Below are 19,242 nucleotides of genomic sequence, written 5' to 3' on the forward strand. Positions count from 1 at the left end.
CTCACTTGCGGACCTTGAGGGCGAACAGCCCCTGCGGCCGCAGCATCAGGATTCCGACAACGGCGAGCAGCGTCAGCACCTTGGCCATCGAGCCCGACATGAAGAACTCGAGGGTGGATTGCGTCTGCGAGATCGAGAAGGCCGAGGCGATGGTGCCGAGCAGGCTCGCAGCGCCGCCGAACACGACGACGAGGAACGTGTCGACGATGTAGAGCTGGCCGGAGGTCGGACCGGTCGAGCCGATCATAGTGAAGGCGCTGCCGGCGACGCCGGCGATGCCGCAGCCGAGACCGAAGGTGTAGCGGTCGACCTTCTCGGTGTTGATGCCGACGGCGCCGGCCATGATGCGATTCTGCACGACGGCGCGGACCTGGCGGCCCCAGCGCGATTTGTACATCACGTAGGCGACCGCGATGGTGATCAACACGGTCAGGCACATCACGAAGACGCCGTTGATGGGGACTTCGATGCTGGAAGTCACTTGCAGGGAGCCGAGCATCCATTGCGGCAGCTCGACGCCGACCTCGCGCGCGCCGAACACGGAGCGATACGCCTGCTGCAACATCAGGCTGAGGCCCCAGGTCGCGAGCAGCGTGTCGAGCGGACGCTTGTAGAGATGCCGTATCAGCGCCCATTCCACCAGCATTCCCAGCGCACCCGAGGCGAGGAAGGCGAGGATCATGGCGAGGAAGAAGTAGCCGCCGAACAGACCAGGCATGTAGGTCTGGAACAGATTGGAGGTCATCCAGGTGACGTAGGCACCGAGGATCATGAATTCGCCATGGGCCATGTTGATGACGCCCATCTGGCCGAAGATGATCGCAAGACCGAGCGCCATCAGCACGTAGACCGAGAACAGGATCAGCCCTGCAAAGCCCTGCATGACGAAGATGGAGCCAAGATCACCAAGCGAGTAGTCGCCGAACATCGATGTCCTCCGTCGGGTAATGGGTCCCGCGTCGCGAGCAAATTCGCGACGCGGGGTCTTGGGCATGGACTTGCAATCCACGCCAGGGAGCGGCTTGAGCTTGAGGGAAACTGCGGCGATCGCCGCGCTTCTTACTGGTAGCCCTTCGGGAACGGATTCGGTTCGACGAGATCGGCGGTCTCGTAGATCAGCTCGAACTGGCCATCGAGCTTGGCGCGGCCGACGCGGGTCTTCGACCAGAGGTGATGGTTCTCGTGGATGCGCACATAGCCTTCGGGCGCGCCCTTGAACTCGACGCCCGGCGAAGCCGCCGCGATCTTGTCGATATCGAAGGAGCCGGCCTTCTCGACCGTCAGCTTCCACAGCCACGGGCCAAGATAGGCAGCCTGGGTGACGTCTCCGATCACGGTCTTTTCGCCCCACATCTTCTTGAACGCGGGCACGAACGCCTTGTTGTTGGGATTGTCGAGCGACTGGAAGTACTTCATGCAGGCATAGGCGCCCGCGATGTTCTCACCGCCGATGCCGTCGATTTCGTCTTCGGTCACCGAGATCGTCAGCAGCGCCTGCTTGGAGAGGTCGATGCCGGCGGCCTTGAGCTGCTTGTAGAACGCGACGTTGGAGCCGCCGACGACGTCGGTGAAGATCACGTCGGGCTTGGTCAGCTTGATCTTGTTGATGACCGAGTTGAACTGGGTGTTGCCGAGCGGATAATACTCCTCGCCGACGACTTTGCCCTTCAGCACGTTCTCGACGTGCTTGCGCGCGATCTTGTTGGAGGTGCGCGGCCAGATGTAATCGGAACCGATGAAGAAGAAGGTTTTCGCGCCCTTCTCCTTGGCGATCCAGTTCAGGCCGGCGAGGATCTGCTGGGTCGCTTCCTGGCCGGTGTAGATCACGTTCTTGGACTGCTCGAGGCCTTCATAGAAGGTCGGGTAGTAGAGCATGCCGTTGTACTGCTCGACGACAGGCAGCACCGCCTTGCGGGAAGCCGAGGTCCAGCAGCCCATGATCGCCGCAACCTTGTCGTTGACCAGCAGCTTCTTCGCCTTCTCGGCGAAGGTCGGCCAGTCGCTGGCGCCGTCTTCCTGGATGAACTTGATCTTGCGCCCGAGCACCCCGCCGGCGGCGTTGATCTGCTCGATGGCGAGCTTTTCGGCCTCGATCGAGCCGGTCTCGGAGATCGCCATGGTGCCGGTGGCCGAGTGCAGGATGCCGACCGTCACCTCGGTGTCGGTGACCGCAAGACCCGTGGTGTTGACCGCCGAGGTCGCCGGGGCCTCCGCAAACGAGGTCCGCGGTAGCATGGTGATGGCGGGCACGGCCGCCATTCCCATCAATAGTTTGCGCCGGAGCGGCGACAACAAGCCCTTGTTGGTTTCGTCTGACATGAGCACCCCACTGTTTGTTCGAGGACACGCGATTGGTGCCGTGAGGATGGCTCGAATTTGTGCACCGCAAGCATACGCAAGATCGCGTATACTGCACCGCAAAATACCGACGTAGGCTTTTGGTACGGGATTTGCGAGGGCTCCGGGTCCGTATCGGGAGTGGGGTAAAGCGTGGCAGGGCGGCAGCGAATAGACCGCGTCAGGCGCCAATACAACCAATGGGTCGCCAACCAGACGCTGGAAGACTACGCGCTGCGCTTCACCGCCAAGAGCGCGCGGCGCTGGTCAGCCGCACGCGTCGCCAACACCGCGATCGGCGCGATCTCCTTCCTGGTGCTGGAGGCGATCGGCGGCACCATCACCCTCAACTACGGCGTCACCAACGCCGCGTCCGCAATTCTCGTGGTCTCTGCCATCATCTTCTGCTGCGGCGTTCCGATTGCCTATTACGCCGCCAAATGCGGCATCGACATTGACCTCCTCACCCGCGGCGCCGGCTTCGGCTATATCGGCTCGACCGTCACCTCGCTGATCTACGCCTCCTTCACGTTCATCTTTTTTGCCATCGAGGCGGTGATCCTGGCGACCGCGCTGGAGATGTGCTTGGGCATCCCCCGCCCGATCGGGTACCTCATCAGCGCGATCGCGATCATCCCGCTGGTGACCTACGGCATCACGCTGATCAGCCGCTTCCAGCTTTGGACGCAGCCGCTCTGGGTCGTGCTGCACATCCTGCCTTTTGGCGCGATTGCCTGGGCCAATCCGCACTCGTTCGCCGAATGGCACAAATTCGCCGGCGAGCACGGCGACCTCGGCGGTCATTTCGATCTGCTGCTGTTCGGCGTTGCGTCCTCCGTCGTATTCTCGCTGGTTGCGCAGATCGGCGAGCAGGTCGACTTCCTGCGATTTCTGCCGCGCGACCGCCGCACCTCCAAGGCGTCGTGGTGGATTGCGTTGATGAGCGCAGGACCGGGCTGGATCGTGCTCGGCGCACTGAAGCTGCTGGCGGGCTCGTTCCTCGCCTTCTTTGCGCTCAGCCACGGCGTGCCGCCCGAGGAAGCCGCCGAGCCCGCGCATATGTATCTGGTGGCATTTCGCTACGTGCTGTCGGATCCGGATCTCGCGCTGGCACTGACCGGCTTCTTCGTGGTTCTTTCGCAGATCAAGATCAACGTCACCAACGCCTATGCCGGCTCGATCGCGTGGTCGAATTTCTTCTCGCGACTGACGCACAGCCATCCCGGACGCGTGGTCTGGCTGGTCTTCAATGTGATGGTTGCGCTGCTGTTGATGGAGATCGGTGTCTACAAGGCGCTGGAGCAGACGCTGGCGCTGTATTCCAACGTCGCGATTGCCTGGGTCGGCGCGCTGGTGTCCGACCTCGTCATCAACAAGCCGCTCGGCCTCCGTCCGCCGCAGATGGAGTTCAAGCGGGCGCATCTCTACGACATCAATCCGGTCGGCGTCGGCGCAATGACGCTGGCGATCATCGTCTCGATCGCGGCGTTCTACGGCCTGTTCGGTCCGACCATGAAGGCGCTCGCAGCCTTCGTCGCACTGACGGTGGCTTTCGTCACCGCGCCCGTGATCGCCTGGCTGACGGACGGAAAATTCTACATCGCACGCAAGCCGAAGCGGAGCTGGGCCAATATCGAGGCGATCCAGTGCTGTATCTGCGAGCACAGCTTCGAGCCCGAGGACACCACCTCCTGCCCGGCCTATGCCGGCCCGATCTGCTCGCTGTGCTGCTCGCTCGATGCCCGCTGCCACGATCTCTGCAAGCCGCATGGACGCGCGCAGGTGCAGTTTTCCGAGGCGCTCGGCAAGATCCTGCCGCAGCCGATCTATCAGCGCATCAACTCGCAGTTCGGGCACTATATCGGCGTGTTCGTGGTCTCCGCCGGCCTCGTCGCGCTGGTGCTCGGGCTGATCTATCTGCAGACCTCGGCGAGCGTGCATGGCGAGAACGGGCTGGTCTCCAATGTGCTGTGGAAGGTGTTCTTCTCGCTCAGCATCATCATCGGCGTGGTCGCCTGGCTGTTCGTGCTGGCACAGCAGAGTCGCCGCGCGGCGGAAGCCGAGACGCGGCGGCAGACCGCGCTCTTGATCCAGGAAATCGACGCGCACAAGCGCACCGACGCCGAGCTCCAGCGTGCCAAGGAGGTCGCCGAGTCCGCCAACCTCGCAAAGAGCCGCTATGTCGTCGGCCTCAGCCACGAGCTGCGCTCGCCGTTGAACGCAATCAGCGGCTATGCGCAATTGCTGGAGCAGGACGCGACCCTGAACACCAAGCCGCGCGATCAGGTTCGCGTCGTCCGTCGCAGCGCCGACCATCTCTCCGGCCTGATCGACGGCATTCTGGATATTTCCAAGATCGAGGCTGGCAGGCTTTATCTCTCCCGCGACGAAGTCCGCCTGAGCGAATTCCTCGATCAGCTCGTCGGCATGTTCCGCCTCCAGGCTGGCGCCAAGGGCATCGATTTCGTGTTCCGGCGTCCCGCGACATTGCCGACGGTGGTCTATGCCGACGAGAAGCGCCTGCGTCAGGTGCTGATCAACCTGCTCTCCAACGCGATCAAATTCACCCAGACCGGCAGCGTGCAGTTCGTCGTGCATTATCGCAGCCCGGTCGCCGAGTTCGAGGTGATCGACACCGGCCCCGGCATCCAGGGCGACGATCTCGAGCGCATCTTCGCACCCTTCGAGCGCGGCGCGCTCGGTGTGTCGCAACCCCAGACGGGCACGGGACTGGGACTCACCATCAGCCGGTTGCTCGCCGGCGTGATGGGCGGCGACATCAAGGTCACGAGCACCGTTGGCCGCGGCAGCACGTTCAAGGTGAAGATGCTGCTGTCCGAGGTCACCAACCCCAGGCGCACCGCGCCGGTGGAGGCGCCGGTCTCAGGCTATCACGGTGCGCGCAAAACCATTCTCATCACCGACGATGATCCTGTTCATCGCGATCTCCTGCGCGAGGTGTTGACGCCGCTCGGCTTCATCCTGCTGAGCGCCGCCGACGGCCCCGGCTGTCTCGCGCTGGCGCAGCACTGTCGGCCTGATCTGTTCCTTCTCGACATCTCCATGCCGAGCATGGACGGCTGGACCGTAGCGGAGCAGCTGCGCGCAAACGGTCACCACCAGGCCCGCATTCTCATGGTATCGGCGAGCGCGCTGGAGGCGCATGGCGCACCGCTCGCACAGCCGTTCCACGACGGCTATCTGATGAAGCCGATCGACATCCCCCGATTGTTGGAGACCATCCGGCAATTGCTCAAGATCGAATGGCAATACGGGTCCGACGAGACGGTCGTGCCGCTGTGGCGGCCGGAGAGCGGCTCGCGGCCCCCGGTCAGGCACATCGAGGCGCTGATCGGGCTCGGCCAGATCGGCTACGTCAAAGCCATCCAGCTCAAGCTGGACGAGATCGGCAGCGAGCATCCTGAACACGCCGACTTCGTTGCCGAAATGCGATCGCTGGTCGATCGCTTTGATCTCGATCAATACATGACAACATTGAAAACACTGCATGCTTATGAGCATTGAGCCGAAAAAGCGCGACGTCGCGCTCGTTGTCGACGACTCGCCGGAGACCCTGAGGCTGCTGACCGATGCGCTCGACGGCGCCGGGATGACGGTGATGGTCGCGCTGGACGGCGCGAGCGCGATGCGCATCGTCGACCAGATCACGCCCGACATCGTGCTGCTCGATGCCGTGATGCCGGGCATGGACGGGTTCGAGACCTGCCGCCGCCTCAAGCGCGACACGGGCCTTGCCAACGTCCCCGTGATCTTCATGACCGGCCTTGCAGAGACCGAGCACATCGTACGCGGGCTGGAGGCCGGCGGTGTCGACTACGTGACGAAGCCGATTGTGATCGAGGAGATGCTGGCCCGCATCCGCGTCCATCTCGGCAATGCGCGGCTGACCCAGAGCGCGCGCGCCGCCCTCGATGTCTCCGGCCGCTTCCTGTTCGCAGTCAACCGTCAGGGCCACATTCTCTGGGCGACGCCGCAGGCGCAGAAGCTGCTGGCCGATCACCACGGCATGCAGGCCGACGACTTCGTCCTGCCGCCGTCGCTGCTGCAATGGCTGGAGCAGGCGAAAGCCAAGGGCAGCGCGAAGTCGCAGGCCGCGTCCTTGCCCGGCAATCCGCAGCTCCGCTTCTACTACATGGGCGAAACCGCGCCGAACGAGTTTCTGCTGCGGCTGTCGAAGGAAGCCGGCACCGCGCTGCCGCCGGAGTTTACGAGCGAGCTCGGCCTCACCACGCGCGAGGGCGAAGTGCTGGCCTGGCTCAGCAAGGGCAAGACCAACCGCGACATCGCACAGATTTTGGGGTTGAGCCCGCGCACGGTCGACAAGCATCTGGAGCAGATTTACGCCAAGCTCGGTGTGGAGAACCGAACGGCGGCCGCAGCGATTGCAACGAATGCGACAAGGAGGAATTCGTAGCCGCGGTAAGGATGAGTTGAGGCGCCGCTGACCCAGCGAACAGTGTCGTTCCGGACAAGCGAAGCGCAGATCCGGAACCCATATCCACAAGCAGATGTTTGGCGAAGACTCGGAGTGACCCTCTCGACCCTACAACCACTTCTGTGGTTATGGATCCCGGGTTCGCTTCGCGCCCCGGGATGACAGAGGAGTTTATGGCGCCTTCTGGTGCTCAACTACACCGACGACGATCATCTCACCCATACACAAACGCCTTGTCATCCAGATCCGTTTTCGGGATCTCGTCCTTCTCGGTCCAGTAATCCTGGCTGTGCTGCCATTCCGGCTTGTCGCCGCGCTTGGGCAGCAGGTTCATGTTGCGCATGATGTAGCCGGGATTGAAGTTTTCCGGATCGATCCAGGGCAGGATCGGCATGTTGTGGTCTTCGGGCCGCAAGCTCACCTCGACCTTCTTCGCCCCCTTTGCCTTCATGTGACCGAGCAGGCGGCAAACAAAATCGGCAACGAGATCGACGCGCAAAGTCCAGCTCGCGCGGAAATAGCCGAACACCCAGACCATGTTCGGCACGCCCGTGAACATCATGCCGCGATAGGTGACGGTATCGCCGAAGGCGAGCGGCTTGCCGTCGATCTCGAAGGCGATGTCGCCGAGCGCGGAGAGATTGAAGCCCGTCGCAGTGACGACGACGTCGGGCTCGAGCAATTTGCCCGACTTGAGCTGGATGCCGTTCTCGACAAAGCACTCGATCTCGTCGGTGACCACAGAGGCCTTGCCGCTGGCGATGCCCTTGAACAGATCGGCATCGGGCACGAAGGCGATGCGCTGCCGCCAAGGGCGATAGCTCGGCGTGAAATGCGTCTCGACGTCGTAGTCCGGACCAAGCACCGCGCTGATCTGGCCGATCAGCTCCTTCTTCACCTGCTCGGGCTTGGCCAAGCAGAGCTTTGTGAACGCATCCTGCTCGAACAAAATCTTGCGGCGAACGATCTCGTGGATCCAGGCTTCGTCGACCTGGAGCCGGCGCAGCTCCTCGGCGATCTCGATCGCGTTGCGGCCCAGGCGGAAATAGGTCGGCGAGCGCTGCAGCATGGTGACGTGCGCGCAGTCGTCCGCGATGTTAGGCACCAACGTCGCGGCCGTCGCGCCGGAGCCGATCACGACGACCTTCTTGCCCTTGAGATCGATGTCGTCGGGCCAGGTCTGCGGATGGACGATGCGCCCCTTAAAGCGGTCCATGCCCTTCCATTCCGGCGTGTAGCCTTCCGAATGGCGATAATAACCCTGGCACATCCAGAGGAAGTTGGCCGTGAAGATCTTCGTCTCGCCGGTGTCGGTCGTCACCGCATCGACGGTCCAGAGATTCTGCTCGCTCGACCAGCTCGCCGAGAGGATCTTGTGCTTGTAGCGGATGTGGCGGGCGATATCGTTGTCGTCGATCACCTCGTTCATATAGGCGAGGATTTCCTCGGCAGTCGCGATCGGCGGCCCGACCCAGGGCTTGAAGCTGTAGCCGAAGGTATGGAGATCGCTGTCCGAACGGATGCCGGGATAGCGATGCGTAGACCAGGTGCCGCCGAACGTCGCCTGCGTTTCCAGGATGACGTAGCTCGTGCCCGGCAGCTGCTTCTCGATGTGATAGGCACTGCCGATGCCGGAGATGCCGGCGCCGACGATCAGCACGTCGAAATGTTCCGAGGCCTGCTTGGCCGTGGCGTGACTGCGAACAGCGACATTCATTGTTGCTTCTATGCCTTGTCTTTTTTAGGCCGCCCTTGATCGGCGGCGCGTTTCCTCCGCGAGGGGGCATGGTCGCCCATCGCGCTTCCCTTGCAAAATGACATAGATCAAGTCGCGATCAAACTACAACGCTGCGCCCCAGCTCCGCGCCGTCTGCAGGATCCAGTCGCGATAGAGCGTGAGCGGCGTGACGCCGGTCAAGCCGCCGCAGCCCGCGGCATTATTCGGGCCTGTCGACCAGCTGATGACGCCGACGAGCACGGCACCACCAGGCTTGTCCTCGAACACGGGACCACCGGAATCGCCGGTGCAGGCGCCGATTCCATCGCGAACACCGTTGGTTACCGGATCGACCAGACGGATCTGGAACGTACCGGGCTGACCGGTCACGACGAGGCCGGCAACGCGAATCGTGCCGCCACTCTTGCCATCGCCGCGCACGGTGACGCCGATACCGGCGATGGTGAAGCGGCTGCCGACCCGAATCGGAATATTCGGCGCGCCGACCGGCACCGTCGATTTTCCCTTGAGTGGAATTTCCAGTTGCAGCAATGCCACGTCAGCCGTGGCGCGATGCGCCAGCATTGCCTGCATGTTGAAGCTCGGATGGATCGCAACGGTGCGCACGTTTAGCAGTTGCGGCTGACCGTCTGCACCATGATCGACGATCTTGTAATCCGCGCCGGGCTGCACGCAGTGCGCGACTGTCAGCACAAGCTTCGGGGCGATCAATGTGCCCGTGCAGAAATTGCCGCGCGAGCCGACGATGGTGACGACTGCGCGCGCAACGCCTTCCGTCTGCGGCGTCCCACCACCGACGATGGCATGCGCCTGCGTGGCAAGCAGCAGCATAGATATGATGAGAGTTGCAAGAGTCTTCATGGAACACGCTCTGGCGTCGGCAGGACTGGCCCTTGCCGATAGCGCATGCTAGCCCTCTTGGAAAGCAAATGACGAGGACGGGACAGTGACGATTGAGGCGGTGATCTTTGATTTCGGCGGTGTGTTGACGAGCTCGCCGTTCGAGGCGTTCTCTCGGTTCGAGACGGAACGTGGCCTGCCCTCCGACATCATCAGGCGCACCAACGCCGCCAACCATCTGGAAAATGCCTGGGCCAAGTTCGAGCGCGCCGAGGTCGATGTCGAGACATTCGATCAATTATTTGCGGCAGAATCGCTCGCACTCGGCGCCGAAGTGCGCGGTCGCGACGTGCTGCCGCTGCTGCAGGGCGATCTCCGCCCCGAGATGGTCGCGGCGCTGAAGCGCATCAAGGCGCAGTTCAAGACCGGCTGCATCACCAACAACCTGCCGGCCAACGCGATCGGCAGCATGACCGGACGCACGCTCTATGTCGCCGAAGTGATGGTGCTGTTCGACCACGTCATCGAATCCGCCAAGATCGGCCTGCGCAAGCCCGACCCGCGCATCTACCAACTGATGGTCGAAACGCTGAAGGTCGATCCGAAGAAGTGCGTCTATCTCGACGACCTCGGCGTCAATCTGAAACCCGCGCGCGAGATGGGCATGACCACCATCAAAGTCACGAGCAGCGCGCAAGCGCTCGCGGAGCTCGAGAAGGCGACGGGGATGAAGCTGGGGTAGGGAGCGTAGGGTGGGTTAGGCGTAGCGTAACCCACCATCGCGCAACAAGCGCCGAACGCAAGTGGTGGGTTACGGCTTCGCCTAACCCGCCCTAAGGCACGGACCTCGCCGCAACCCGCTCCGGGAACGCCTCAGCCAGCGAAGCACGATCCGGCTTCAGCACACCACGCTCGGTGATGAGACCGGTCACGAGCCGCGCCGGGGTCACGTCGAAGGCGTAGTTCGCGACGGGCGAGCCTTCCGGCACGATGCGCACGGTCTCCAGCCGGCCATCAGCGGTACGGCCGGTCATGTCGGTGACCTCCGTGCCACTGCGCTGCTCGATCGGGATGTCCCTGATGCCGTCGTCGACCGCGAAATCGATCGTGGGTGACGGCAGCGCGACATAGAACGGCACGCCGTTGTCGTGGGCGGCGAGCGCCTTCAAATAGGTGCCGATCTTGTTGCAGACGTCGCCATTGGCAGCGACCCGGTCGGTGCCGACGATGGCAAGGTCAACCATGCCGTGCTGCATCAGGTGCCCGCCGGTGTTGTCGGGGATCACGGTGTGCGGCACGCCGTGATGGCCGAGCTCCCACGCGGTGAGCGAGGCACCCTGGTTGCGCGGACGGGTCTCATCGACCCAGACATGGATCTTGATGCCACGCTCATGCGCGAGATAGATCGGCGCCGTCGCGGTGCCCCAGTCGACGGTCGCGAGCCAGCCGGCGTTGCAATGGGTCAGCACGTTGACGGTCTCACCCGGCTTCTTCTTGGCCGCGATCGTCTCGATCAGCTTCAGGCCGTTGCCGGCGATGCCACGGTTGATCTCGACGTCCTGCTCGACGATCTCATCGGCGCGCGCATAGGCCGCTTCCGCCCGCTCGACCGGATCGATCGGCGCGAGTGCCGCGCGCATCTCGTCGAGCGCCCATTTCAGATTGATCGCGGTCGGCCGGGCCACGACCAAGGTATCGTAGGCGCGCTTCAGTCCGGCATCGGAGGCATCCTCGCGCATCGCCAGCGCCATGCCGTAGGCGGCGGTGGCGCCGATCAGCGGCGCACCGCGCACCAACATGTCGCGGATCGCCACCACGGCATCCTCGCACGAAACCAAACGTGCGACGACGAACTCATGCGGCAGTTGGCGCTGATCGATTGCACCGACCGACCAGCCGTCGCGCTCGCGCCAGATGCTGCGGAAATGCTTGCCGTCGACCTTCATGGCATCTGCCTTTTCGTTCGTCTTGCGCCTTAGCCGCGCAGGATGCGCCCGGCCACCGCGTCGAGCTTCTTCAACAGTTCGGGATCGCGCGCCTCGGGCGCGGTGATCAGCGCGGTGTCGAGCGCACGGTCCGAGCCGATCGGACACGCCTCATGCTCGCGCGGGAAATCCCTGGCCAGCCGCGCCACCAGCGCCTTGGCCTTGTCGGCGTTGGAGGTCAGCACGCGGATGATGTCCTGCACCGTGACCGCGTCGTGATCGGGGTGCCAGCAGTCGAAATCCGTCACCATTGCCACGGTCGCGTAGCAGATCTCGGCCTCGCGCGCGAGCTTTGCCTCGGGCATGTTGGTCATACCGATCACGGAATAGCCCAGCGTCTTGTAAGTCATGCTCTCCGCATAGGTGGAGAATTGCGGCCCTTCCATGCAGACATAGGTGCCGCCACGCGCGATCGCGATGCCCTCGGCCTCGGCCGCCGCGGTAAGATGAATGCGCAGCCGCGGCGACACCGGGTGCGCCATCGAGACATGCGCAACGCACCCCTTGCCGAAGAACGAACTCTCGCGCTTGTGGGTACGATCGACGAACTGATCGACCAGAACAAAGGTGCCGGGCGGCATCTCGTCCTTGAAGGAACCGCAGGCCGAGAGCGAAATCAGATCGGTGACGCCGGCGCGCTTCAACACGTCGATATTGGCGCGGTAGTTGATGTCCGAGGGCGAGAGCCGGTGCCCCTTGTCATGGCGCGGCAGGAACACGATCGGCAGGCCTGCGATGGTACCACGCCGCACCGGCGCCGACGGCTCGCCCCAGGGGCTCCTGATCACCTCTTCGTGCGCGCCCTCCAGACCCGGCAAATCGTAGATGCCGGAGCCGCCGATGATGCCCAATATCGCCTGTGCCATTCCGCTCCACCCTGTCCGCCACGTGCGACATGGTTAAAGCAGTTTTGGGAAAGATTTGGAACGGGGGATAGCGCCAATTGACGTCATTGCGAGGAGCGCAGCGACGAAGCAATCCAGACTACCGCCGCGGAGGTCGTCTGGATTGCTTCGCTGCGCTCGCAATGACGAAGGTTAAAGAGCCCGTGCTAAGCCGCTTTCGCCAGCTTCAGCTGGGTCGCGATCATCCGTTCCAGCGTCTCGACGGACTGGAAATTCTCCGGCGTGATCTCGGTTTGCGGAATCGTGAAGTCGAACTCGGCTTCGACGCCCAGCATCAGATTGACCATGTCCATCGAGGTCATGCCGGCATCGACGAGCTTTGTCGACGGCGTGACGTCAGCGCTGAGCGCGTTCTGCTCGAGGATGCCCTCCACCAGCTTGATGATGCGGTTACGCACGTCGGTGTCGAAGGCCTGCATGGTTAAAATTCCCGTATGTCTAAAGGGTCGGACCCATTGCCCGGTACGATGGGCGTGGCGGGCCGATCCCACAATGGGCGTCACCATTACTTCGCGTTTCTTAGTAAACGATGACTCAGATTGTCCGGAATTCGTCCCTCTTCCAGAACCCTAACGCGATCATCGAAATCAGGACAATGCAAACAACCGGACCTTAACTGTTCGTCGGGAATTGCGGTTCGTTTACCCTCTATTTCATCGACGAATTTGAATTAAATCCGTAGCCTCATCTCACAAGCAAAGATGGTCGGAGGATCTCTTTCAGCGGCATCGCGAATGGTGCCGACGATCCTGAACGACGAAGCGGAGGCGGACGAGTATGAACGTACGTGAAGCTGTCCAGACTTTCGACGAAGCGCAGCCGAGCCTTCTCGAGCACGGCCCGTCGTTGATCGAGCGCGCGGCGCGCACCGCCAGCGTGGCTGCGGCCGAGGCCGACGGCGTCGATCGCGACGCCCGCTTCCCGCACAAGGCATTTGATACCGCGCGTGAGCAAAAACTGCTCGGCGTCATGATCCCGGTCGAGTTCGGCGGGTTCGGTGCCTCGATCCACGACGTCACCGACATCTGCTACACGCTCGGGCGCGCCTGCGCCTCGACCGCGATGATCTATGCGATGCACACGACCAAGGTCGCCTGCATCATCAGGCACGGTCACGGTATCCCCTGGATGGAAACCATGATGCGCCGGGTCGCCCGCGACCAGTGGCTGCTCGCCTCTTCCACGACCGAAGGCCAGAACGGCGGCAACATCCGCGCCAGCGCGGCCGCTGTCGATCACGCCGGCGACACTGTCTCGCTGATGCGCGACGCCACCGTGATCTCCTACGGCGCTCAGGCCGACGGCCTCGTCACCATCGCCCGGCGTGCCACCGAGGCGGCGGCCTCCGACCAGGTACTGCTGGCGCTCGCCAAGGACGATTATTCGCTGAAACAGACGCAAGGCTGGGAAACGCTGGGCATGCGCGGCACCTGCTCGACCGGCTTCGAGCTGAAGGTCGACTGCCCTGCCGACCGCGTCTTCCCGGAGGCCTATGACAAGATTCACGCACAGACCATGACGCCGTTTGCACATCTGTGCTGGTCGTCAACCTGGGCCGGCATTGCCGCTGCCTCGGTCACACGTGCGCAGGCCTTCGTCCGCAAGGCCGCCCGCTCCTCCGGTGGCCAGATGCCGCCGGCCGCCGCGCACTTCACCGCCGCGAAAATGTCGCTGGCAAAGCTGCGCGCGCTGATATCGGCCAATCTCGACGCCTTTGCCCGCGCCGAGCACGACGAGCGCGCTCTCGGCTCGCTCGATTTCCAGTCCTCGATCACGCTGTTGAAGGTGCAGGCCTCCGAGCTCGCGGTCGAGACCGTGATGCATGCCATGCGTACCGCGGGCCTCGCCGGCTACCGCAACGACGGCGAGTTCACCATGGGCCGCCACCTGCGCGACGTGCTGTCGTCACCCATCATGATCAATAACGATCGCATCCTGGCCAATGCCGCCACCTCCACCCTGATGAGCGGCATCCCGACGAGCCTTCGTGACTAAACCAACAAGAACAATTTGCAGATAGCAGGACATCGAACGATGAACATTGCCGTCCTCCCCGACTCACCCGAGACTGCGCCGCAGGTCGTCGATCCGCTCGATCATCTCGCCGAGAAGCTGTTCCACCGCATGGGCTCCGACGGCGTCTATGCGCGCACGGCGCTCTATGAGGGTATCGTCGAGAAGCTCGCCGCGCTGATCACCAGCAATCGCGAAGCCGGCACCGAGGTGATGCGCTTTCCGCCGGTGATGAGCCGCGCGCAGCTCGAAAAATCGGGCTATCTCAAGAGCTTTCCCAATCTTCTCGGCTGCGTCTGCGGCCTGCACGGCACCGAGCGCGAGATCAACGCCGCGGTGAGCCGCTTCGATGCCGGCGGTGACTGGACCACCTCGCTCTCGCCTGCCGACCTCGTCCTGTCGCCAGCCGCCTGCTATCCCGTCTACCCGATCGCCGCGAGCCGCGGACCTTTGCCCAAGGGCGGCCTGCGCTTCGATGTCGCGGCCGATTGCTTCCGCCGCGAGCCGTCAAAGCATCTCGACCGGCTGCAATCGTTCCGGATGCGCGAATATGTCTGCATCGGCACGCCCGATGACGTCGCCGATTTCCGCGAGCGCTGGATGGTGCGCGCGCAGAAGATCGCGACCGATCTCGGCCTCTCCTTCCGCGTCGACTACGCCAGCGACCCCTTCTTCGGCCGCGTCGGCCAGATGAAGGCGGTGAGCCAGAAGCAGCAGCAGCTCAAATTCGAGCTTCTGATCCCGCTGCGCTCGGAAGAGCAGCCGACCGCCTGCATGAGCTTCAACTATCATCGTGAGCATTTCGGTACGACCTGGGGCATCCAGGACGCCAATGGCGAGCCGGCCCACACCGGTTGCGTCGCCTTCGGCATGGATCGCCTGGCCGTCGCCATGTTCCATACCCACGGCACCGATCTTTCCGCCTGGCCCGCCAAGGTGCGGGACATCCTTGGCCTGCAGCCGCAGGTCGCGGCCGACGCCCATGGCGAAGGTTGGCGATAAGACAAGAGGCCGACCATTTCCACGGGCAAGACGAGCGTGATCCACACCAAGGTCCGATGCCGCGAGATTACGGAAGCCGACGTCGATGCGGTCGCGGACCTCTTGACGCGCGGCTTCGTCGGCCGCTCGCACAATTACTGGATCCAGGGCCTGCGCCGGCAGGCCTTCCGGCCGGTGCCGGACGGCTATCCGCGCTTCGGCTACATGCTCGACAATGACGGCGAACCGGTCGGCGTGCTGCTTCTGATCTACACCGCGCGCGAGGACGGCGCGGAGACCGCCATCCAGTGCAACCTGTCGAGCTGGTATGTCGAGCCGGCCTACCGCAATTACGCGCCTCTGCTGACCAAGATCGCGCAGCGGCACAAGCACGTCACCTATCTCAACATCAGCCCGGCGCCGTGGACCTGGCCGATCGTCGAGACGCAAGGCTTTCGCGCCTATTGTCGCGGTCTGTTCGTCTCGGTTCCGGCGCTGTCACGCGCGCCGCGCTGGAGCAAGATCGAGGTCATCTCCCAGCACACCAAGACGATCGAGGGGCTTTCCGAGGCCGAGACCGAACTGCTGACGCGGCATGCGCGCTACAATTGCCTCAGCCTGGTCTGCCGCACGCCGAAGGGCGTGTTCCCCTTCATCCTGCAACCGGTGCGCATCCGCCGCGGTTTCATCGCACCGCCGGTGATGCAGCTGATCTACTGCCGCAGCGCCGCCGAATACGCCGCCTGCGCCGGCCGCATCGGCAGGCTGCTGCTGCGGCTCGGCAAGGTCTCGGTGATCGTCGATTCCAACGAGCCCATCCCCGGCCTAGTCGGTGTTTATACCGAGCGCCGCGGCCGCAAATATTTCAAGGGCCCGCATCGCCCGCGACTGGCCGATCTCACGGACACCGAACTCGTGCTGTACGGGCCGTAGGCGCGGTACGCGATTACGACGCCGCGATTTGCAGTCCACATTCCCTGCATCAGTAGACACCCTCCGTAAACTACGGCGCTTAAGGGAATTTTCCCGCCTCTTCGCTACGGTCAGCGGCTGAATTACGTTGCGTTAAGTCTGTTGCCACCGAGATCCCGCAGATTCCATGATTTCGACCCGCGACAACGAGCTCGGTGCACGCCGCGAGCAAGGCCAGCAGGCCCTGCTGTCGCTGAGCCAGCTTGCGCTCGACGGCATGGAACAGGGCGTCTGCGTCTACGATGCCGACAACCGGATCGTGCTGGTCAACCGCCGCTATAACGAGCTGTTCGACTTGTCACCCGACATCGTCCGGCTCGGGACGCGCTACCGCGACGTGCTTGCCCACAGCGTGGCGCGCGGGAATATCCCCGCGGATGAGCTCGACGCGCTCTACGCTTCGCGGATCGCCTTGATTGCGGCTGGCGAGCCGTTCCAGACCAGGCAGACGCTCGCAAGCGGCCTTGTCATCACGCTCGACCTGAAGCCGCTCCCCGGCGGCGGCTGGATGACGATTTGCGACGACGTCAGCCGTCTCGCCCGCCTCGAGACCGAGCTGCAGCTTCAGACCGAGCGCAGCCAGCACGCGCTCGCCCACATGTCGCACGGCCTCATCATGTACGATGCCGACGGCCGCGTCGTCGTCTGCAACGAGCGCTTCCTGCAATTCTACGACCTCGACCCCGACGTCCTGAAGCCGGGCGTCGCGCACAGCGCAGCCATCGACCACTGGCTGTCGCGCGGTAACAGGGCGGAGATGTCCGCAGACGCGTTCCGCGACAGCCGGATCAACGACGTCCTAACCAGGAGCCCGAAGACCGTTCTGGTGACGCGCTATGACGGCCGCAAGGTGCAGGCCGTGTCCCGCTTCATGCCGGACGGCGGCTGGGTCACGGTGCATGAGGACGTGACCGAACGGCTGCTGCATGAAGAAACCCTGAAACAGCAAAACCTCATGCTGGATGCCGCGCTCGAGAACATGGCGCATGGGCTCGCTTTCTACGACAGCGACATGCGCCTGCGCGTCTGCAACTCGACCTATCAGAAGATCTACCGGCTGTCGCCCGAGGAGAGCAAGCCGGGCACGCATCTCTCCGAGCTGATCGAACGGTCGATCGCAAACGGCGCCTTCGCGTCCGAATACAGCCCGCAGCAGATCCTGGAGGCCGCCCGGGCCAGGATCGCGAATCGCGATTCCTCGCCGATGCGCCGGCGCATGATCAACGACACCGTGATCTCGGTGCGCTACTGCGCACTTCCCGAGGGCGGCTTCGTCGCCACCTACGAGGACATCACCGAGCGCGAGCACGCGGTCGAGGAGCTCAGCGAGCAATACCGCCGTTTCGACGCCGCACTGAACAACATGAGCCAGGGACTGTGCATGCTCGATTCGAGCCTGCACGTGATCGTCTGCAACCGCCGTTATATCGAGATGTACGGCCTGTCGCCCGATATCGTGAAACCCGGCGTCTCGATGCGCGAGATCATGGAGCACAGCTGCGATCTCGGCATCCATCCGAACACGACCGCCGCCAAGCTCTATGCCGACTATGTCGAGCGGCTGCGCGAGGGCGAGCATACGCTGCATCGCCATTTGAGCGACGGCCGCATCATCAAGCTCAACCACAAGCGGATGGAGCACGGCGGCTGGGTCGTCACCTATGAAGACGTCACCGAGCGTCACAAGGCCCAGGCGCGCGTCGCGCATATGGCGCAGCACGACTCTCTGACGGACCTGCCCAACCGCACGCTGTTCCGCGAGAAGATGGGCGAAGGGCTGAACCAGGTCGCCATCGCCGGCGGCGCCATGGCCGTGCTTTGCTTCGACCTCGACAATTTCAAGACCGTCAACGACCGGCTCGGCCACGCCGCCGGCGACCGGCTGCTGCGCTGGGTCGCGGCGCGGCTGAGGGAGAACGTCGGCGAGCACGACACCGTCGCCCGCCTCGGCGGCGACGAGTTCGCCGTGCTCCAGCGCGGGCCGCAGCCGCAATCGGCGGAGCGGCTGGCGCGGCGCCTGGTCGAGATCATCGGCCGCCCGCCGCCGCTGGAAAGCCAGTCGATCCATGTCGGCGTCTCGGTCGGCATCGCAATCGCGCCCGATCACGGCCTGGATGCCGACGAGCTGATGAAATGCGCCGATCTCGCGCTGTACCAGGCCAAGGCCAAGGGACGCGGCGCCTATCAGCTGTTCGAGCCCAGGATGGAAGAAGAGGCGCGCAGCCGGCACGCGCTCGAGCACGATCTGCGCAGCGCGCTGGAAGGCAACCAATTCCATCTGGTGTTCCAGCCGCAGGTGCGGCTCGACACCACCGAGCTCACCGGCTTCGAGGCGCTGCTGCGCTGGAAGCATCCCTCGCGCGGCTTCGTCTCGCCGGCCGAGTTCATTCCGATCGCCGAGGAGAACGGCCTGATCGTTCCGATCGGCGAGTGGGTGCTGCGCACCGCCTGCGCCACAGCCGCCTCATGGCCTGAGGTCACGGTCGCGGTGAACCTGTCCCCCGTGCAATTCCACGCGCGCGGACTGGTGGCGATGGTGACGAGCGCGCTTGCGGAAGCCGGCCTGCCGCCGCAACGGCTGGAGCTCGAGGTCACCGAGACGGCGCTGCTCGACGACAGCGAAGCAACGATCGAGATGCTGCATCAGCTCCGCGCGCTCGGCGTGCGCGTCAGCCTGGATGATTTCGGCGTCGGCTATTCCTCGCTCAGCTACCTGCGCAAGTTTCCGTTCGACCGCATCAAGATCGACCGTTCCTTCGTCGGCACGCTCGGCGAAAGCCCGGAGAGCATCGCCATCGTCCGCACCATCGCCAGCCTCGGCTCGGTGCTCGGCGTCGAGACCACGGCGGAAGGCGTCGAGACAATCGAGCAGCTCGACTTCGTCCGCGAATGCGGCTGCACCGCGGTTCAGGGCTATTATTTCGGCAAGCCATGCCCGGCGGCCGAGGTGGAGCTGACCATCGCGACGCTAAACGCGGTCCGCCGCGTGGCGTGAGCTTGGTCTCTTCTCGTCAA

At 63.7% G+C, this 19,242-nt stretch carries 14 protein-coding genes; 7 read left to right on the plus strand and 7 right to left on the minus strand.

Annotated elements, in window-relative coordinates:
• Nucleotide 1 precedes the first annotated feature (1 nt).
• Together urtB and urtA are read right to left on the minus strand one after the other, a co-directional pair.
• Nucleotides 2-928, minus strand: a complete 927-nt coding sequence (gene urtB, locus XH91_RS33495; protein ID WP_128954571.1) for an urea ABC transporter permease subunit UrtB — start codon at nucleotides 926-928, stop codon at nucleotides 2-4.
• Between the two features lie 131 nt (nucleotides 929-1,059).
• Nucleotides 1,060-2,319, minus strand: a complete 1,260-nt coding sequence (gene urtA, locus XH91_RS33500; RefSeq protein WP_128954572.1) for an urea ABC transporter substrate-binding protein — start codon at nucleotides 2,317-2,319, stop codon at nucleotides 1,060-1,062.
• A gap of 171 nt (nucleotides 2,320-2,490) precedes the next feature.
• On the opposite strand from urtA, the gene XH91_RS33505 reads away from it, so the two are divergent.
• Nucleotides 2,491-5,862 carry a hybrid sensor histidine kinase/response regulator gene (locus tag XH91_RS33505; protein WP_128954573.1) on the plus strand — a complete coding sequence of 1,124 codons (3,372 nt, stop codon included), beginning with the start codon at nucleotides 2,491-2,493 and terminating at the stop codon, nucleotides 5,860-5,862.
• On the plus strand, nucleotides 5,846-6,772 hold the full coding sequence (locus XH91_RS33510) for a response regulator (protein ID WP_164933554.1): 927 nt from the start codon (nucleotides 5,846-5,848) through the stop codon (nucleotides 6,770-6,772). Before XH91_RS33505 ends, XH91_RS33510 begins: the two co-directional genes overlap by 17 nt.
• A 235-nt stretch (nucleotides 6,773-7,007) precedes the next feature.
• Here XH91_RS33510 and XH91_RS33515 read toward each other — a convergent pair whose 3' ends face one another.
• Nucleotides 7,008-8,510, minus strand: a complete 1,503-nt coding sequence (locus XH91_RS33515; protein WP_128954574.1) for a flavin-containing monooxygenase — start codon at nucleotides 8,508-8,510, stop codon at nucleotides 7,008-7,010.
• Between the two features lie 123 nt (nucleotides 8,511-8,633).
• Complete coding sequence (locus XH91_RS33520; RefSeq protein ID WP_128954575.1) at nucleotides 8,634-9,392, minus strand: S1 family peptidase; 759 nt, start codon at nucleotides 9,390-9,392, stop codon at nucleotides 8,634-8,636.
• A gap of 85 nt (nucleotides 9,393-9,477) precedes the next feature.
• Here XH91_RS33520 and XH91_RS33525 point away from each other — a divergent pair, with 85 nt between their 5' ends.
• Nucleotides 9,478-10,113 (plus strand): HAD-IA family hydrolase, encoded by a 636-nt coding sequence (locus XH91_RS33525; RefSeq protein ID WP_164933555.1) that lies wholly within the window; start codon nucleotides 9,478-9,480, stop codon nucleotides 10,111-10,113.
• A gap of 91 nt (nucleotides 10,114-10,204) precedes the next feature.
• Here the strand turns inward: XH91_RS33525 and mtnA are convergent, their stop codons facing one another.
• From mtnA to XH91_RS33540, 3 genes are all read right to left on the minus strand, one after another.
• On the minus strand, nucleotides 10,205-11,317 hold the full coding sequence (mtnA, locus tag XH91_RS33530) for an S-methyl-5-thioribose-1-phosphate isomerase (RefSeq protein WP_128954576.1): 1,113 nt from the start codon (nucleotides 11,315-11,317) through the stop codon (nucleotides 10,205-10,207).
• A 29-nt stretch (nucleotides 11,318-11,346) separates the two neighbouring features.
• On the minus strand, nucleotides 11,347-12,222 hold the full coding sequence (locus XH91_RS33535) for an S-methyl-5'-thioadenosine phosphorylase (RefSeq protein WP_128954577.1): 876 nt from the start codon (nucleotides 12,220-12,222) through the stop codon (nucleotides 11,347-11,349).
• Between the two features lie 185 nt (nucleotides 12,223-12,407).
• Complete coding sequence (locus XH91_RS33540) at nucleotides 12,408-12,680, minus strand: phosphopantetheine-binding protein (RefSeq protein ID WP_128954578.1); 273 nt, start codon at nucleotides 12,678-12,680, stop codon at nucleotides 12,408-12,410.
• A gap of 358 nt (nucleotides 12,681-13,038) precedes the next feature.
• Between XH91_RS33540 and XH91_RS33545 the strand changes: the two genes are divergently transcribed.
• From XH91_RS33545 to XH91_RS33560, 4 genes are all read left to right on the plus strand, one after another.
• Nucleotides 13,039-14,256 carry an acyl-CoA dehydrogenase family protein gene (locus XH91_RS33545; protein ID WP_128954579.1) on the plus strand — a complete coding sequence of 406 codons (1,218 nt, stop codon included), beginning with the start codon at nucleotides 13,039-13,041 and terminating at the stop codon, nucleotides 14,254-14,256.
• A gap of 39 nt (nucleotides 14,257-14,295) precedes the next feature.
• Nucleotides 14,296-15,276, plus strand: a complete 981-nt coding sequence (locus XH91_RS33550; RefSeq protein WP_128954580.1) for an amino acid--[acyl-carrier-protein] ligase — start codon at nucleotides 14,296-14,298, stop codon at nucleotides 15,274-15,276.
• Between the two features lie 36 nt (nucleotides 15,277-15,312).
• On the plus strand, nucleotides 15,313-16,188 hold the full coding sequence (locus XH91_RS33555) for an acyl-CoA acyltransferase (RefSeq protein WP_128954581.1): 876 nt from the start codon (nucleotides 15,313-15,315) through the stop codon (nucleotides 16,186-16,188).
• A gap of 166 nt (nucleotides 16,189-16,354) precedes the next feature.
• Nucleotides 16,355-19,222, plus strand: coding sequence for a PAS-domain containing protein (locus tag XH91_RS33560; RefSeq protein ID WP_128954582.1), 2,868 nt, complete (start codon nucleotides 16,355-16,357; stop codon nucleotides 19,220-19,222).
• Nucleotides 19,223-19,242 lie beyond the last annotated feature (20 nt).

The sequence above is a fragment of the Bradyrhizobium guangzhouense genome (genome assembly GCF_004114955.1).
Lineage (GTDB): Bacteria > Pseudomonadota > Alphaproteobacteria > Rhizobiales > Xanthobacteraceae > Bradyrhizobium > Bradyrhizobium guangzhouense.

Coding starts and splice junctions, on each gene's coding strand:
- urtB (WP_128954571.1), bottom strand. CDS start 928: ATGTTCGGCGACTACTCGCTTGGTGATCTTGGCTCCATCTTCGTCATG.
- urtA (WP_128954572.1), bottom strand. CDS start 2,319: ATGTCAGACGAAACCAACAAGGGCTTGTTGTCGCCGCTCCGGCGCAAA.
- XH91_RS33510 (WP_164933554.1), top strand. CDS start 5,846: ATGCTTATGAGCATTGAGCCGAAAAAGCGCGACGTCGCGCTCGTTGTC.
- XH91_RS33515 (WP_128954574.1), bottom strand. CDS start 8,510: ATGAATGTCGCTGTTCGCAGTCACGCCACGGCCAAGCAGGCCTCGGAA.
- XH91_RS33520 (WP_128954575.1), bottom strand. CDS start 9,392: ATGAAGACTCTTGCAACTCTCATCATATCTATGCTGCTGCTTGCCACG.
- mtnA (WP_128954576.1), bottom strand. CDS start 11,317: ATGAAGGTCGACGGCAAGCATTTCCGCAGCATCTGGCGCGAGCGCGAC.
- XH91_RS33535 (WP_128954577.1), bottom strand. CDS start 12,222: ATGGCACAGGCGATATTGGGCATCATCGGCGGCTCCGGCATCTACGAT.
- XH91_RS33540 (WP_128954578.1), bottom strand. CDS start 12,680: ATGCAGGCCTTCGACACCGACGTGCGTAACCGCATCATCAAGCTGGTG.
- XH91_RS33545 (WP_128954579.1), top strand. CDS start 13,039: ATGAACGTACGTGAAGCTGTCCAGACTTTCGACGAAGCGCAGCCGAGC.
- XH91_RS33550 (WP_128954580.1), top strand. CDS start 14,296: ATGAACATTGCCGTCCTCCCCGACTCACCCGAGACTGCGCCGCAGGTC.
- XH91_RS33560 (WP_128954582.1), top strand. CDS start 16,355: ATGATTTCGACCCGCGACAACGAGCTCGGTGCACGCCGCGAGCAAGGC.